At 34.9% G+C, this 15,374-nt stretch carries 13 protein-coding genes; 7 read left to right on the top strand and 6 right to left on the bottom strand.

Going from position 1 to position 15,374, the window contains the following annotated elements; all coding sequences use genetic code 11:
• Nucleotides 1-15: 15 nt before the first annotated feature.
• The 5 genes from HBN50_RS16080 to fliD form a co-directional block, all read right to left on the bottom strand.
• Nucleotides 16-1,695, bottom strand: coding sequence for a glycosyltransferase family 9 protein (locus HBN50_RS16080; RefSeq protein WP_273871739.1), 1,680 nt, complete (start codon nt 1,693-1,695; stop codon nt 16-18).
• Between the two features lie 9 nt (nt 1,696-1,704).
• A complete protein-coding gene (locus tag HBN50_RS16075; RefSeq protein WP_273871738.1) occupies nt 1,705-2,361 on the bottom strand; it encodes a hypothetical protein in 657 nt (218 codons plus the stop codon).
• Between the two features lie 227 nt (nt 2,362-2,588).
• On the bottom strand, nt 2,589-2,996 hold the full coding sequence (locus HBN50_RS16070; RefSeq protein WP_273871736.1) for a hypothetical protein: 408 nt from the start codon (nt 2,994-2,996) through the stop codon (nt 2,589-2,591).
• Between the two features lie 10 nt (nt 2,997-3,006).
• Nucleotides 3,007-3,390, bottom strand: a complete 384-nt coding sequence (gene fliS, locus HBN50_RS16065; protein ID WP_273871735.1) for a flagellar export chaperone FliS — start codon at nt 3,388-3,390, stop codon at nt 3,007-3,009.
• A gap of 20 nt (nt 3,391-3,410) precedes the next feature.
• Nucleotides 3,411-4,802 carry a flagellar filament capping protein FliD gene (gene fliD, locus HBN50_RS16060; RefSeq protein WP_273871733.1) on the bottom strand — a complete coding sequence of 464 codons (1,392 nt, stop codon included), beginning with the start codon at nt 4,800-4,802 and terminating at the stop codon, nt 3,411-3,413.
• Between the two features lie 278 nt (nt 4,803-5,080).
• Between fliD and HBN50_RS16055 the strand changes: the two genes are divergently transcribed.
• The 6 genes from HBN50_RS16055 (at nt 5,081) to lepB (ending at nt 11,633) form a co-directional block, all read left to right on the top strand.
• Nucleotides 5,081-6,583, top strand: coding sequence for a hypothetical protein (locus HBN50_RS16055; RefSeq protein ID WP_273871731.1), 1,503 nt, complete (start codon nt 5,081-5,083; stop codon nt 6,581-6,583).
• A gap of 694 nt (nt 6,584-7,277) precedes the next feature.
• Nucleotides 7,278-8,039 (top strand): inositol monophosphatase family protein, encoded by a 762-nt coding sequence (locus tag HBN50_RS16050; protein ID WP_273871729.1) that lies wholly within the window; start codon nt 7,278-7,280, stop codon nt 8,037-8,039.
• Nucleotides 8,040-8,104: 65 nt separating this feature from the next.
• Nucleotides 8,105-9,010 (top strand): sigma 54-interacting transcriptional regulator, encoded by a 906-nt coding sequence (locus HBN50_RS16045; protein ID WP_273871728.1) that lies wholly within the window; start codon nt 8,105-8,107, stop codon nt 9,008-9,010.
• A gap of 15 nt (nt 9,011-9,025) precedes the next feature.
• On the top strand, nt 9,026-9,619 hold the full coding sequence (locus HBN50_RS16040; protein ID WP_273871726.1) for an RlmE family RNA methyltransferase: 594 nt from the start codon (nt 9,026-9,028) through the stop codon (nt 9,617-9,619).
• Nucleotides 9,620-9,628: 9 nt separating this feature from the next.
• Nucleotides 9,629-10,885, top strand: coding sequence for a penicillin-binding transpeptidase domain-containing protein (locus tag HBN50_RS16035; protein ID WP_273871725.1), 1,257 nt, complete (start codon nt 9,629-9,631; stop codon nt 10,883-10,885).
• Nucleotide 10,886: 1 nt separating this feature from the next.
• Complete coding sequence (lepB, locus tag HBN50_RS16030; RefSeq protein ID WP_273871724.1) at nt 10,887-11,633, top strand: signal peptidase I; 747 nt, start codon at nt 10,887-10,889, stop codon at nt 11,631-11,633.
• Between the two features lie 2 nt (nt 11,634-11,635).
• Here the strand turns inward: lepB and HBN50_RS16025 are convergent, their stop codons facing one another.
• Nucleotides 11,636-14,005, bottom strand: a complete 2,370-nt coding sequence (locus HBN50_RS16025) for an endonuclease MutS2 (RefSeq protein ID WP_273871723.1) — start codon at nt 14,003-14,005, stop codon at nt 11,636-11,638.
• Between HBN50_RS16025 and HBN50_RS16020 the strand changes: the two genes are divergently transcribed.
• Nucleotides 14,004-15,368 carry an NFACT RNA binding domain-containing protein gene (locus tag HBN50_RS16020; RefSeq protein ID WP_273871722.1) on the top strand — a complete coding sequence of 455 codons (1,365 nt, stop codon included), beginning with the start codon at nt 14,004-14,006 and terminating at the stop codon, nt 15,366-15,368. The two genes, HBN50_RS16025 and HBN50_RS16020, sit on opposite strands and share 2 nt — an antisense overlap.
• The last annotated feature ends 6 nt before the right edge of the window (nt 15,369-15,374 follow it).

Genomic DNA, 15,374 nt, shown 5'->3' with positions numbered 1-15,374 from the left:
TTGTTTAAATGTATTCTAAATCGTCGCAGAAGGTCCGCGTCGAGAAAACATTCTGTCTTCTTTGCCTTTTGTAAAAATGAAATCTTCAAAAGACTTAATTGTTTTATGTAGTTTTTGAAGGTCGCCCTTTAATTCATAGAGAAGACCTTCTATTTCTTTTATGCTCGAATCTAGATCTTGAGTATTTAAAACTTCAAGACGAGCTCTAAAAATAATTGCTGGAATTGAAGCGATATTGAGTCCTTCACAGTAGTCGAGAAGTCCTGCGAGGTTACCAACGAACTCTTCTCTCGAATTATCTTTCGACTGTAAAAGAGAGCGTAGAGTACCTAAAAGATCTTTTGTGAAATCTGTAAGAAGTTCTTTCGATTCATTTAACCAAATAGTTGTATCCTCTTTCGAAAATAGAGAAGCACTAGAAAAAATTGTGTTGTCCTCTCCTTGACCGAAGAAATGATTGATGAATTGTCTTCCTAATAGTCTGTTGATTTCAATTGAAGGATTCTTAAACCCTGCAATGGCTTCTAGGCGAGTTCCAAGTTTATCAGCAACAGGTTGATAAACAGTGATATCTGAACTTAAGGCCTGGTTATCGAGAAGTTTACCTTCCAATAAGAATTCTACGGCCATTAAAATATCTGTATGCTTGATTGCTTGATACTGATGTTCTTTATGATCGTTCCACTCTTTTATTGTAAAATATCTGTGATCAACTCTTTTGGATATGATGATCGAGTCTTCATTAGTTGCTCCCTGTTTAAAGAGAGGAGCCTCTGCTAGTGAAAGTTCTATCGTTGGTGTGTTGAGAAGATCTGCAGCATGCTTTACGGCAGTGTCTGGAGTAATAAGGAGATCGAGGTTCATAAGCACAGAGTTTAAAGCTAAAAAGTCAGCTTCGATTGAGATGAGACTATCATTAAACTCTGAGTTGATAGATCTTACGATTTCTCTTTCTCTTTCCGTTGGGGCCATGAGTAGAACTGGGCAGTAACGTTCATCAGCTGCGATTTCATCAATTAATGAGATAAGTTCATTTCTACTTAACTCTTTTCTATTTGCAGATGCAGTAATTTGGATCCCAATTATCTTTTTAGCTTCTTGCTCTGTTTCACTATCTCCTTTTCTAATTTGAGAGAGATTTGTGAAGGCCGCCTTATTGTGTTCATCGTTTGTTTTTAAAACAGTACTTCTCTTGGCCTTATTTAAGTTGGCCATCTTATGATATGTATCTACAAAGTTAATCGGTGAATACTTATAAGAAGTGAGTACATCATTAAAGACAATATCCCATTCACTTGAATATTCGATTGAACAAGTATTACTAAATGTTAGGCCTATTGTATTTGTTGCATTTGGTTTAAAGAATGAACATAGATGAGTACTGACGCGATCATTTGAATAGTTAAAGACATGGTCCCAGTCTTTGGACTTGATTTCTTGTAAGTCTTTAAAAAGTTTTTCTAAAGAAAAAGCATTAGAGAAAATTTTATTTTTTGAAAATGTTAGAAACTTCTCTCTATCGATAGTAAAAACTTGATCAACATTTGCAATGTTCTTTGCTGCTCTTTCAAACTCTTTGAAGACGAGTAGAGAAACTTTGTTATTTGGATTCTCTGTTACATAAGAATTTACAATGTGGGCAGTTGTAAAAACATCACCAAATCTTTTTAAATTTACAATTAGGATATTCTTCATATTTTCCTCTTAAAAGTCTGATAGGAGCATGTGGCGGTAAGCTAACATCACATGATCTTTCTCATCCTTTAACTCCGTTTGTCTTAATATTTTATGATCGATAAGATTTTCAATTGAATCGAAATCACCAAAGCTTCCAAGATATTCCGATATTTCCTTGTTAGTGATAATTCGACTACAAGAAAAGAGGTCACTCTTTGCTTCGAATGATAAGAAGTCTTTAAAGTAATCTCTATATAAGTTGAAAGAAGATGGGTGAGCGATGACTGTTGGTTTATCCGTTAGAAATTCAACAAGTGAGCGCATCTCATATAGTTCTTGGATAGGCATCCCTGCATGAATTGTAAGGATACTTTCATCTACAATTTTCAATTCGCGACAATCGTTTGTAACTTTTAGATTTGGTTCAATGACAACGATGTTGAAGTCTTCGCCATGATACTTCTTGGCCATTTCGACTACTTTGTTTACGTGATAACCAAAACCAAGACCTAGGATTAGAATATTTTTTTTACTTTTAATATTCTCTTCGTATTTGTCAGCAATACTTTGCGCTTCTTTTTCTGGATTATATATCGAATGAAGGTGGACATCATTTACAACAGGAAGTTTGAGTCCCATTTTTGAAGTTTTAATTTCATATCTTTCGATTTGATCAAGATTCATCACTAATCTCCACTCGTTTAATTAGGGAAGAGATGTGAATACGAAATAGAGTTACTATATTTTTAGAAATCACTTACAACCTCTTCCTTAAGGTATTAAGCTATTTGGTATGAGCCTATTCATTAGGCACAATTTGCTATCTATATTTCCTCATGATCACGGATTTTTGTCAAATCAGATTTTGCTTAAGATGGAAAAGGCCGTAAAAAATTACGGCCTATACTTGACTACTTTTTTAGGTTATTAAGATTGTATCCCTTAAATTGCTGGCGAGACTTGAAAATTGTCGAAATTTCCTTCGAAGTCTCTTCTCTAAGCGATTCAAGTTGTTCAGATATTTCTTGATCAAGACGCTCAGTTTTATCAACCCACTTATGAACTTCATAGGCCCATGTTTTGAGGATATCAATACCTGTTGCATCGATTTGGCTTCCTGCAAGTTGCTGAATTTCTTCTTCAATAAATTTCTGAAACCTATCAATAACTTTTATTAGTCTTTCTCTATTGTCTGACTCTTCTTCAATTGAGCTGATATCACCTTTAGATGCCGCTGTGAGAAGCTTATTAGTTGAACGAATAGATGCGTCCATGAGATCAATATGTCTCATGAGGAGAGAAGTTAGTTTTTCTTTCACAAGATACCTCTTATTTTTTTTCTACTTTCATCTGCTTAATTGCTTCATTCCACCCATCATAGAGAGTGATAAGTACATTTAAACAACCTTCGAGTGGTTCTTTATCGATTTTGATATTAGCTTGTGTACTTGAGAATAGAATGAAGTCATAGAGTGAAGAAAGTTCTTCAGCTACTTTTCCACCGATCTCAAAATCAAGACTGTTGTTAAGCTCGATAACGATATCCTGAAGCTTTCCAATAAATTCACCTTTAGCAGAGATGTTCTTCTCTTCAATGGCCGTAATTGCTTTTTTACAATTTTTAATGGCCGCTTGATAGAGCATTAGTAGGATCTGTTCCTTACTCGCTGTGTGAATTGAGGTTTTCTTGTAAGCACCTAATCCATAACTCATTTTAGTCCTCCTGACTTAGACTAACCAAGTTGCTGTACTGGGTTTGGAGCAGCAGCTCCTAGACCAGCAATACCTGCGCCTTGTCCTTTAATTTTAGCAATCGTTCCTTCGAGTCTTGCAAATTTATCTTTTAAATTTTTCTCTTTTTGTTCGAGCATTCTTTCTTTTTGAGCAATACGTCTATCGATTTGCTCAATGTTATTATCTAAACTTCGCTTTCTTGATTGAAGTAATCCATCTGGAAAACGGAGTACTTGTCCAATCTTACCATTAAGATTGTCGATGAAACCTTTTGTCTTAATTCCATCATCTTTATACCAACCCGTTAAAATTTGGGTTGTTTCTTCGAAGTTCTCTTCTAATTTTGCAGAAAATTTTTGTTGATCAAATTGAAGCTTCCCGTCTCTTTGGAATGTAATCCCAACATCTCCAATTCTTCTCATACCAAATTTGGTTTCGACACTTTCAAAGATTGAAGAGCGTAATCTTCCTTCAAGAGACTGAAGCATGATGTCCCCACCAAGAGTTCTAGAACTATCAGTGTTTTCATCCATGTTATTTTGATCGTGAATAAAGGTTAAAACTCCATTGATATTATCAACGAGTGATTGAATCTTACCTGAAATCGCTTGAGTATCTTCATCTACCTTGATTGTGAACTCTTCTCCAGGTTTTGCTTTTTTTAAGTTGATTGTTAAGCCAGGAATAAGATCACTTGTTTTATTTTCAGGAACTTCAATTTCAAACCCATCGAGTTTTACTTTCGCATCCTGAGCTTCCCTTTCAAATTCAAGATAGAAGTCATCCTCGCCATCCACAAAGTAGAAGTATGGGAACTCTGCAAGGTTATTATCACCAGTTTCTTCGAGACTTAAAATTAATCTCCATGGTGTATCTGTTCCACTTCCATCATTAATGACACTGGCACGAAGACCACTGTTTTCTGATTTATTAATTAATTTAGCAACCTTTGTAAGAGAGGCGTTGTCTGAGTCGACATAAATTTCTTTATTTTCACCATTAGGCAGCGTGTACTGAATGTAACCAACGCCAATGTAACTCTCATCCTTGTCAGCAAATCCAGAGGACATTGCAGAAGATTTTTGGGCCAGTTGAACAACTTCAAATTGGTAGTTTGCTGGTTCTGCGATATTTTTATCGGCCGTAATTCCAACAACCTGATCGTTGAAGTCGAGCTTAAGTTCACGGAGTGAGCGAGCACTGGCATTTTTAGTGAGTTCTCCACGAACGCTTTGAACAAGCTGAGTTAGTTCAGATACAAGCTTATTCTTGTCGCTAAACTTTCCCTTTCGATCTTCCATGTTTTTCAAAGGTATCTTCTCAGCAGCCATAATCTGCTTAACGATATCCTTGGGAAGACCCGTGCTAATAGAACCAAAAGCGATACCCAATTCATCCTCCATGATGTTGCCTCGGACATCCTATCCTTAGGCTTGGCGCTACTTAAAGAATAGCACACAGATAAAATGTTGCAACGAGTTGGGCATGGGCGGAATTAATTTCTGTATGTAATAGTTGAGTAAGGTGCTCAGTTTTTGAGATAAAGCTTTGAATGTTCGTTAAGATTCCTTAAAATGAAAAAAGGCCGGTGGGAAGCCGGCCGATTCGAGAAAATAAATTTTTTAGCAACAATTGGGATTTTGTTGTTGTACTAATCTAGTCGGGTATTATGGTGAAAACTTTAGATGATAACTCAAGTATTTGGTTAAAAAAAGCAAAGTTCTTTTTATATCGAGCACTTACATATTCTATATTTCTTCTCTTTCCAGTTTGGACACAAAAGAGTTTGGACTTGAGCCCACTTGCTCAATGTTTGGTCATGCTCTTTTATATTATGTTTATGACCTCTCAGTGGTTTCTCTTAGGTAAAGAGATTGACCACAGGTTAAAGATCTTCTTTAAGGTAAATTCGAGTCTAGATAGGATCATCTATAGAATCTATCTTGGAATGTTCTTTATCATTCTCTATTTCAATACAATAAGCTTGCTTCCTGATAAATGGATTAACAATACATTCTGGGTGACCTGGGCAGTGCTTGGATTATTTTATTCATGGCCTACTAGAGGAAAGATTATTCAAGAGTCGGTCAGCTCCAACTTTAATGAGTTTCGCTATTTAGATAGATTTGAAAAAACGCTACTTTCATTAACTTTTGTTATGGTCATCATTTCGATTCCAGAATTAACAGAGCTTAATAATATAAGTGCACTGAAACTTTTCTTTGATCCAAGTGAAACCATCTCTCCCCTTTTATGGAATTTTTTAACAGTTAACTACTTCCCTTTTAAAAAATATCCTGAGTTATTCAAAGTCGCTTGGTCGATGCATTTTTACTTCTCTTTCTTTGGAATGTTTCTTTTTACATTCTACTCACTGTTGAGATATTTCGTATCGAGAAGACTTTCGCTACTCGGTACATTTGCCATTATTTCTTCGTGGTCAGTTACAAAGATTCTAGCTGCTGATTTTGGATTAGCTCTCGACTCAACTTTTACATTGCTTTGGATTTGGTCTTTGATGTGGTCAACGAAATCATCAACATATCGATCAGGTTTATTTGTTGGTCTCGTGAACTTTTATGGAATACTAATTAATCCAATGAATATTGTTCTGACTGCATTTCAGGTCTTTGCTACCTTCTATATGCTCTCGTCAAATAAGACCTTCTGGTATAGACGACAAATGCTTAAATACAGCTCATTTGGCGTCATTCTTTCGGCACTGGTCGTCTTTATGTCTCATTTAAATCTCTCTGAGATTTATAACTTCGGATTCAGTTTGAACGATTTTTGGACGATTCTAGAGAGAAAAGCTTTTTTTACGCTCTCTCTCCTATCCGTTTTTTTGATTTCGGCCTATAAGTTTCTTCCCCATAAAGTAACAAGTCTTAGAGATTTTAAACTCAGTGACGATAAGTTAAATGAGCTATTAATCTCACTTATGGCCATAAGTGTTCTCGCCATCTTCTTTGAAACAGATAACCTCAAGGCCTTTGGACTTATGTGGCCACTAGCGCTCTTAAGTGTTTTGCCACTTGAGTACTTATTTCAATCAATCAGCCGATTGAGATCGTCTCGTAACATGATTTACGTTGTTTATATCTTAATCTGCCTTTTAGATTCACACCTTGAAGGAAGGATAAAAATTATTTTAAGGATTTTTAATTCCTAAATCACAAAACGTGGTAGAATTATATATGTGACAAGCAGTTGAAAAGGAGTTCCTCTGTTTAAGTCAAATATAACAAAATCTCTCTATGATGATTTCTGCCACGAATTTCAACTTGGTAAGTCTGAAATTGTCACACCCCCTTTTGTTTTTGTAGACCCTGAGAGCGCTGAAGTTAGGCTTCTGACGAATGTTTTCTATGATGAAGATGAAAACTTAACAGCGTATTCAATGGCCATGCATGGGGATGTGGAAGTGCTCACGACAGAAGAATAGTTTTGTCGTAAAGAAGTCTAGATCTTGCGAACCACGCACTATGTGTGGTTGAAGTCTCTTACTCTCAAAATCATTGTTAAGCTTTTGTTAGGTTCTATTGGGGTTGTGTTAGCTGTAAGGAATTGTGATTTTTTGTGTTAACAAGAGGCTCGAATGTGAATAACTTTGGTGATTTTGTTGAAAAGCTTTTTGCTAAAATTTGGCGAGTCGCAAAAAAAAATAACGAGGCGTGCTAAGCTCCTGAAATAGTAGGGTTTTTATACTTGACAAAAGCGGGGTCAAAAAGGTGACGTTTTTACACCGGATTGTGAATAACTTGGCAAATTTTGTGGATAAAATACTTGAGTCAACAGAAAAAAGCATCTTTTCGCAAAAAAAGTGAACGAAATAATTAAGTTTTGTTGATGACGGAGTGGGTAAAATGAGATTGGATCAGAGTGTCATAGAGGAAATCAAAACAAAAGTACAAAAGAAAATCGGCGAAATCGATTGGACACAAAGAAATTTCAAAAAATTTGAAAAAGAGGACCGTTCACTCGTTACCGAAGTTGATCTTTATATATCTGATCTCTTGCACGAAGTTGCAAAAGAAGCGGGCCTTAACTTTTTTAGTGAAGAAGATCAGAAGTCTTTAGTCTATCCCTGCATGATCGTCGATCCGATAGATGGAACGCGTGAGTTGGCAAAGGGAATAGGCGAGTGCGCGATCTCGCTTTCGATACATTCGCATGATAGTGAGTGGGGTTGGATTTATAATCCATTTACGGGTTTTGAAATAGCTTCTGATGACATCCAGCAATCAAAGCAAGCGAATCCATTAGCTATGAGTAAACTAGTTGGATTAGTTTCTCGTTCAGAGCACAGTCGCGGTAAATACCTTATTGATCAAGTTGATGATATCGAAATACTTCCAAGGGGGAGTATTGCTTTTAAACTAGGGCTTCTCGCTGCTGGAGCTTGCGATTTTGTGTATTCGAGAACACCTAAAAATATCTGGGATATCAAAGCGGGCACACTAATATGTAAAGAAAGAGGTATTTCGCTCTATCAAGGAAGTGAAGAAATTACTTTAGGTATTGAGAAGAAAATAGATGGAAATCTATTATGGTGTAGACCTGAGTATAAAGATTCGATTCAAAATTCAATTTTGAAAATTCTAGAAAAAAAGAATGCCGTTAAGTAGTTAAAAATAATTAGTGCATGTATTGATGAACTCAATTTTTGACGTGAAATCAAAAGGGGGGAATTATGAATGCACTTTTAAAAGCACTAGAAAATAAGAGATCGGTTTTGCTAATAGGAGAGAGTGGCGTAGGAAAAAGTCAAACTGTCCGAACTCTCGTTTCCAAATCAGCATTTAAATCCAGACCATTTTTACAATTGAATGTAACGACACTTAATGACCAATTATTTGAGAGTGAATTGTTTGGTCATGTCAAAGGAGCCTTTACTGGTGCCCATTGTGAAAGGGAGGGCTTTGCTTCAAAAGTTTCAAACGGAGTCCTTTTCTTGGATGAGATAGGATCTTTAACACTGAGTTCACAAGCTAAGCTCCTCACTCTTTTGGATGAGAGAATTTTTTATCGAGTCGGTTCTAGTGATAAAAGAATGTTTCATGGGCACATTATATGTGCAACTAATGAAGACCTTTTACAATTAGTGAAAGAGGGAAAGTTTAGAAGAGATTTATTTTATAGAATTTCATGCGTTCAAAAAAAGCTTAAGCCTTTGAGAGAAACAATTGATAGAAATGTCCTTCTAAAAATGCTTTACAAGGCTCAAGCAGACTTTGAAATTTCAAAGAAAATAACCGAGGGACTTTTAAATGAAATGCTCCTTTATTGCTGGCCAGGAAATTATAGAGAATTAAGAAATTGTTGTGAATCTATGCTTATAAGCACTGAGGATAAGTCGTTGAAGAACATTGATTTTCTTAACTGGAAGTTACAGTTTTCAAGTGAAGAACAACATGAAATATTTACAAATTTTAAAGAGTCGGTGAATTCATACGAGAGACAATTAATTTCAAAGGCTTTGAAGGTGAATTTCGGCAAAATCAATCAAACATCTCGCTATCTCGCTCTCAACAAAGGGACTTTAATTGCAAAAATTAAGAAGTATGATATTAATACCGAACTGAAAAATTACGCATAATTATAAGGGTTCGTCATGGGTTTCAAAGTCCAAGATCACTATTTCAAAAAAGCTAAGAAAGAAAAGTATCTCGCTCGAAGTATCTATAAACTAGAAGAGATAGATGAAAAGTACAAAGTTTTAAAAAAAGGTGATCAAGTCATCGACTTAGGATATTTCCCAGGCTCTTGGATTCAATATACACAAAAAGTGATTGGTGAAGAGGGGCTAGTTGTTGGCTGTGATATTAAGCCAGTGAACAAAAAGCTTATGCATCTTAAGAATGTGAAAGTTTTCGAAAAAGACGTCTTTGATATTCAAAACCTAGAAGAACTAGAAGTTTCTAAAAAATTTGATGTTATCGTCTCAGATATGGCGCCAAATACAACTGGAATAAGATCAGTTGATCAAGATCGAAGTTTAAACCTTATCGAAATGGTCTTCTATCATGCTCCACAGTTTCTTCGTCCTGGTGGAAACCTTGTTATTAAGGTCTTTGATTCTAATAAAGCTCAGCAATACCTAAAAGAACAAAAGAATTTGTTTGAAAGTTTCCATTTTTTGAAGCCAAAATCAACACGCTCAGTCAGCAAAGAATTTTTTGTCATAGGGAAAAACTTTAAGGCATAATTAATACCTATGATAGGTAAAATAAAAAAGAAATATATCATTCTTGGTGGGATCTTCTCATTGATAGCTTTCACTTTTGCTCTTGAGCATTATCAGAAAGAGTATGAGAGAAAGAGAAGAATCGAAATCAAGAAAACTGTTAAGTCTGAAATTGGGGACCACTTCGGTCCTGGTAAATTAAAACTTCCACACGACATTAAATTTGAAGATGATCTATTTGAAGTAGAATATACTTTTAATGATGAGCTTACTTCTTATGTTAGAAAGCTTTTAAGAAGACACAGACCTGATTATACATCAGTCGTTATCATTGATAATAATAACGGAAATATTTTGACTGCAATCGGACATCAGCGAGAAGGAAATAAGCCCGCAGATGTTCTTCCTTTTACAAGTACACATCCTTCTGCCAGTTTATTTAAAGTCATCACATCAGCTGCTTTAGTTGAAGATGCTGATGTTAAAAATAAAACGGTATTCACTTACAGAGGTAGAGGAACGACTCTTTATAAGTATCAGCTTAAAAATAAAAAAACACGTTGGACTAGAAAGCAGAGTTTTAAAAACGCATTTGCTTTTTCAAATAATGTTGTTTTTGGAAAAGCTGCAATTAATCACATTAGTGGAGAAGAGCTTTTTGATATGGCCAGTAAGTTTGGATTTAATGAAGAACTTATGGTTGATGTTGATCTTTCAAAGTCACGCTTTGTACATCCAAGAAGTGATTATCATTTAGCTGAATTAGCATCTGGTTTTAATAAGGAAACTCTCATTAGTCCTATTCATGGCGCACTGATTGCTTCAGTTGTTGCTAATGATGGAGAGCTTGTTTATCCACGAATGGTTTTAAACGTAAAGAATAAGACAACAAAAGAATTAATTTGGAATAACGAAGTTCGCTCAAAGAAAGTTTATAGTAAAGAAACAGCAGACTACTTAGAGTCTCTTATGGAGTATACGGCCAATAAAGGGACAGCAAGAATTCTTGAAAGAAAACTTCCTAGAAAGATGCGAAGAGATTTGATTGTTGGAGCAAAGACAGGTTCTCTGACTGGTGGAATTCCATATGGGAAAAGAGACTGGGTGACAACCTTTGCAAAACCTGCCTCAAGTGCTGAAAAAGATAAAGGTATTTCAATTTGTGTTATGATTGTAAACAAGAAAAAGTGGTACGTAAAATCGACTTTCTTGGCCAATAAAATCATCAACTATTACTATAAGAAGATTGACCCTGTTAATGGTGATGCTCTACTGACATCAAGATAAAATGGAAGAAAATAAAGCGACAAAGAGAAGCAAAGTGTTGAGAGAGGTTAAAATAATCTCTGTACTCGCTTTAATCATTTTAAGCTTTAGAAGTTCTTTTTTTGAACCATTTAGAATTCCATCAGGCTCAATGATTCCAACCTTGATGATAGGTGATTTCATTCTCGTCAATAAGATGAGCTATGGGCTCAAGATTCCTTTTTCAGATTTTTCATTCTTCGATATTAACTTTGATCCAATTTACTTATTTAAAACAGATGGTCCTGATAGAGGGGATGTTATTGTTTTTAAATTTCCACAAGATCCTTCTACGAATTTTATAAAAAGGGTTGTAGGCGTTCCTGGTGATACTTTAGAGATAAGGGATAAGGTTGTTTATATAAACTCTAAACCAATTCATGCTAAAGAGATCAATGGTAGAAAAATCATGGAAGACATGGATGATATGTTTAAGGTTTATAACTTAAGGTTCTACGAAGTAGAAACGGGTAAGCACAAACATGTTATTCAGCAAGATCATGACAATTACTATGGTAACTTTCATGACAAAATAGAAATTCCAAAAGGAAAATATTTTGTTATGGGTGATAATAGAGATTTTTCTCACGATTCAAGATTCTGGGGTCTAGTTCCTGAAAAGTATATTAAGGGAAAGGCCTTATTTGTTTGGTTCTCAATGATATTGCCTTTTGGCGAACATAAGAATTTTAAAATCAGGCCAGGACGAATGGGAACATCTATAGAGTGAGATTACTCTTTAGGATAAACTCTCGTACAGCCGTCATTCCCATCTAAATTTTCAAAATAGAGTTCTCTGTGCTTACTTAGATATTCACGCAACCACTTCTTTAAAATCCCTGATCCATGACCATGAATGATTGTTAAAAAAGGTATATCTCCACTAATCACTTCGTTGATAGAGGTTTCGGCCTTGCGCTGGAACTCTTCTAAACGCATTCCTCTACAATCGATTTCAATGTTTCCTACAGTCGTTTTTTGAACATGGACAGTGACTTCCGGTTGAACTTTCTTAATATGTTTATCTTTAAGGCCTTTAAAAGACTTAGCTGGCATCCATGCTTTCAGCGTTCCGTTTTTAATTTGAACTTCTTTCTTTCTAAGATTAATACTTATGATTTCGACGTTCTTTTTAAGGATTGTTGAATAGATTACATCACCTGAGGCGAGTGCTTCCAAGTTTAATGTCGTTGTTGCAGGTTGTGGTTGCTCGTTCTTGTGATAGAGGTCTTCTTTCATCGTAGCAACAGAATGAACAAGGCCATGCGAGTCTTTATCAAAACGCTTTCCTATGTTGAATTCACCACGTTTTGCTCTTCGCTTTAAATCTTCTGCTTGAGAAACGATTTTCTTAACTTTCTTTTCGTATTTGTTAATAATGCGTTCTTTTTCTAAATGAACGATTCCCTCTAAAGACTTACGTTTGTTTTTTAAGTCTTTATTAAGAGTTTCATTCTCCATGAGAAGTTTATCAAGACGAGATTTCTTTTTAGAAAGCTCTTCTAATAATTTCTCGTAAGAAACTTGTTTTCTATCGAGAACAAGTTGTGCTTTTTCTGAAATATTCGTTTCAACGCCAAATCTCTTTGATAAATCATCAAAGATTGTTAAGGCCATTGAGCTTCCTGGCTCACCAAGAAAAATCTTATAGGTTGGTGCATGCTCTTCCATATCGTAACCAACATAGGCCGAGACATATTGATTATCAGAGTGGATATGAGTCTTAAATAATTGGTGGTGAGTTGAAAGGACTACTTTTGAATGACTTTTTTGATGTATTTTTTCAAGTAAAGAAATCGCTAGTGCTGAAGCTTCTTCAGAACTAGTTGAATTAAAAATTTCATCAATAACGATCAAAGAATTTGTTCCAATCGTAGAGAGTAGTTCTAAATAGTTCTTTGCTTCTGAAGCAAATGAACTTAAACCCTGAGATAAGTCTTGTTGATCATGACTATAAAAATATAATTCTTGAACAGGATAGAGTTTTGCTCTTTTTGCTGGAACAAAAATCCCAAGATGCATAAATAAGTGAGTAATAATGACACTTTTAAGGGTGACCGTTTTCCCTCCGGTATTAGGTCCTGAAATAACAAGTCCGAGTTTATTCGACTCTAGAGCAATATCATTTTTTACAGCATTCTTGATGAGTGGATGAAATAATCCTTCAATAGAAATTGAAAACTCATCAATGATCTCAGGTCTATTTAAACCAGCATTGAGAGAATAAAGACTCTTCATATAAATTTCATCATAGAGTTTGAAGAAATCTATAAGCTTCAAAAACTCTGGTAAGAAGCTTTGAATTGTCTGAGTAAAATCTCGACATATTTTAGAAAGAGCACTTTCTATCTTAGAAGTGATTTCAATTTTTGAATTGTTGGCACTTCTGAGTTCTGGAGGTTCTATATATAAAGTATGGCCAGTTGTAGAACGGCCTACAATAGACCCAAGATCAGATTTATATGAATCGGATCTTACAGCGATAACAAACCGGTCGCTTACAATATCGAATTGTTCAAATTGAATAATTTTTGAATATCTCTGATCTCTTATTAGCTCAGTAGAACGAAAGCGCAAGTGCTCTTCGAGAGCTCTTAGGTTTTGAAATAATTCTCTTAGAAGCGGGTGTTTTTCTAAGTCTTGATGACCCTCTTTAGATACAAAGATTCTAAGAGGCTTAACAAATTTATTTCTGATCTTATCCTTTTCTGATTGACCAATTTCGAATTCCTGAAAGTTTTCCCAGTCAATTAAGGTCTTATATAGTGATCCATACAATTCATAAGCTAGACAGAGACTATTAATCTGTCTAATTGTTAATTCAGCAGATTTTGTTACGATAGATGAAAAGTTAGATTCTAGATTTGAAGGAATATAGGTAAGGAAATTCTCTTTACCAATAGTGAACTGTTCAAAATTTTTGATAAAGAAGTCAATATTATCAAAATTTTGTAAAATTTCACTTTTTGACTTAGCCTTCAATTGTTTAAGAAGTTGTTCTTTTGTAAAATCAAAATGTGAATAAGTAGAAATATTATTGGCGACTTCTGGCCAATCTACTAAGTCTAAAAACTCTGAGTTATTTAATAAGTTGTGTGACATGAATTTGAATTATAATGAAATAAAGCGAAATGTTAATAAAATTAATCCCGAAGGAAACCAAGATGGTAAAAAGTCCTTTGGTAAAATTCAAAAGATAATGTCGACGCCGCATTTCATATCAGTAGCTGTACGTTTTCCTGGAAAGACGAAGTACTTTGCCCTAGGAAGAGGATCTGAATACTCTGGGTTTTGGATTATGGAACGTCATCCTGCCTCACAAGTAAGGGTTATTGATAAGTATCTTGAATACTTAAGAAAATATCTATCATCTAGCTCTCTTGTTGATATCAGACTTAATGAAAAAGATAAATTGCTCGAATTTGAAACGTTAAAGGGCGAGAAGAATTTCTTTTATTTTTTCTGGAAAGGCAAGGATCTATACTTTGCTCATATATATAAAGTCAGTGAAAGAGTAGAGTTATTCGCATCTTGGAAAGGTAAGTTGAAAGTAGAAAACATTAGTGAAGCTAAGGAACTACTTTATGAGAAATTAGAAGAAGTTGGTTTTGGAGCTGTTGAAGTTGGAAGTGTGTCTGAAAAAGATCGAGATTTTGAGATAGATAAATACGAGTCTGATTTGCTAGAAGGAAGCACTAAAAAGATTACTAAAAAGAAGAGATTTCTTTCTCGAAAGATTAAGAATATTGAAAGTGATTATAAGAAGGTTCTTAAATGGAAAGAATTAAAATCACTTGTTGAAGATCCTAATTGGCAAGTTCCTAAGGAATATAAAGTTAAAATAGAAGGTATTAGATTTAAGTTTGAATCGAGCTTAAATGAATGGGGGCGTAAGAATTTAATTTTCGAAAAAATAAAGTCATTACGAAATGCAGAGTCATTACTTGAGAAAAGATTGGAAGACACGAAAGAAGAGCTTGTGCAATTTGAATCGGGAAATAGTCCATTTGAATTTGATCTACCATCAATCGTTACTCCTGTGTGGATTACAAATAAAGCAAAGAAAATTGTGAACGAGAATAATCGAAAAATAGATATCTATAAGCTTACTGAAAGCATGACTATGGCAGTCGGCCATAGAGATGTTGATAATGATTATCTAAGGACAAAGTGGGCGAAGAAAGATGATCTTTGGTTTCACATAGACGGATATCCTAGTGCTCACTTGATTATTAAAGTTGATAATATTAGTAAATTAAATCAAGAACACCTTGATATTATAGGATCTCTTCTCGCAGATTATAGTTCGCTATCTTTAGATCGACCTCCATTGATGTATACACAGGTTAAAAACTTGAAAGGAATTAAAGGACAAAAGGGAGGTGTAACAATGAAAAAGCAGCGTTATATATCCGTTAATTATTGTCGGGAATGGAAGGAAAGAATTGCAAGAGATTGTGTCTAAGTAATT

This window comes from Halobacteriovorax sp. GB3, assembly GCF_028649655.1.
Classification (GTDB): domain Bacteria; phylum Bdellovibrionota; class Bacteriovoracia; order Bacteriovoracales; family Bacteriovoracaceae; genus BSW11-IV.
This window is presented reverse-complemented; position numbering and strand designations above follow the sequence as displayed.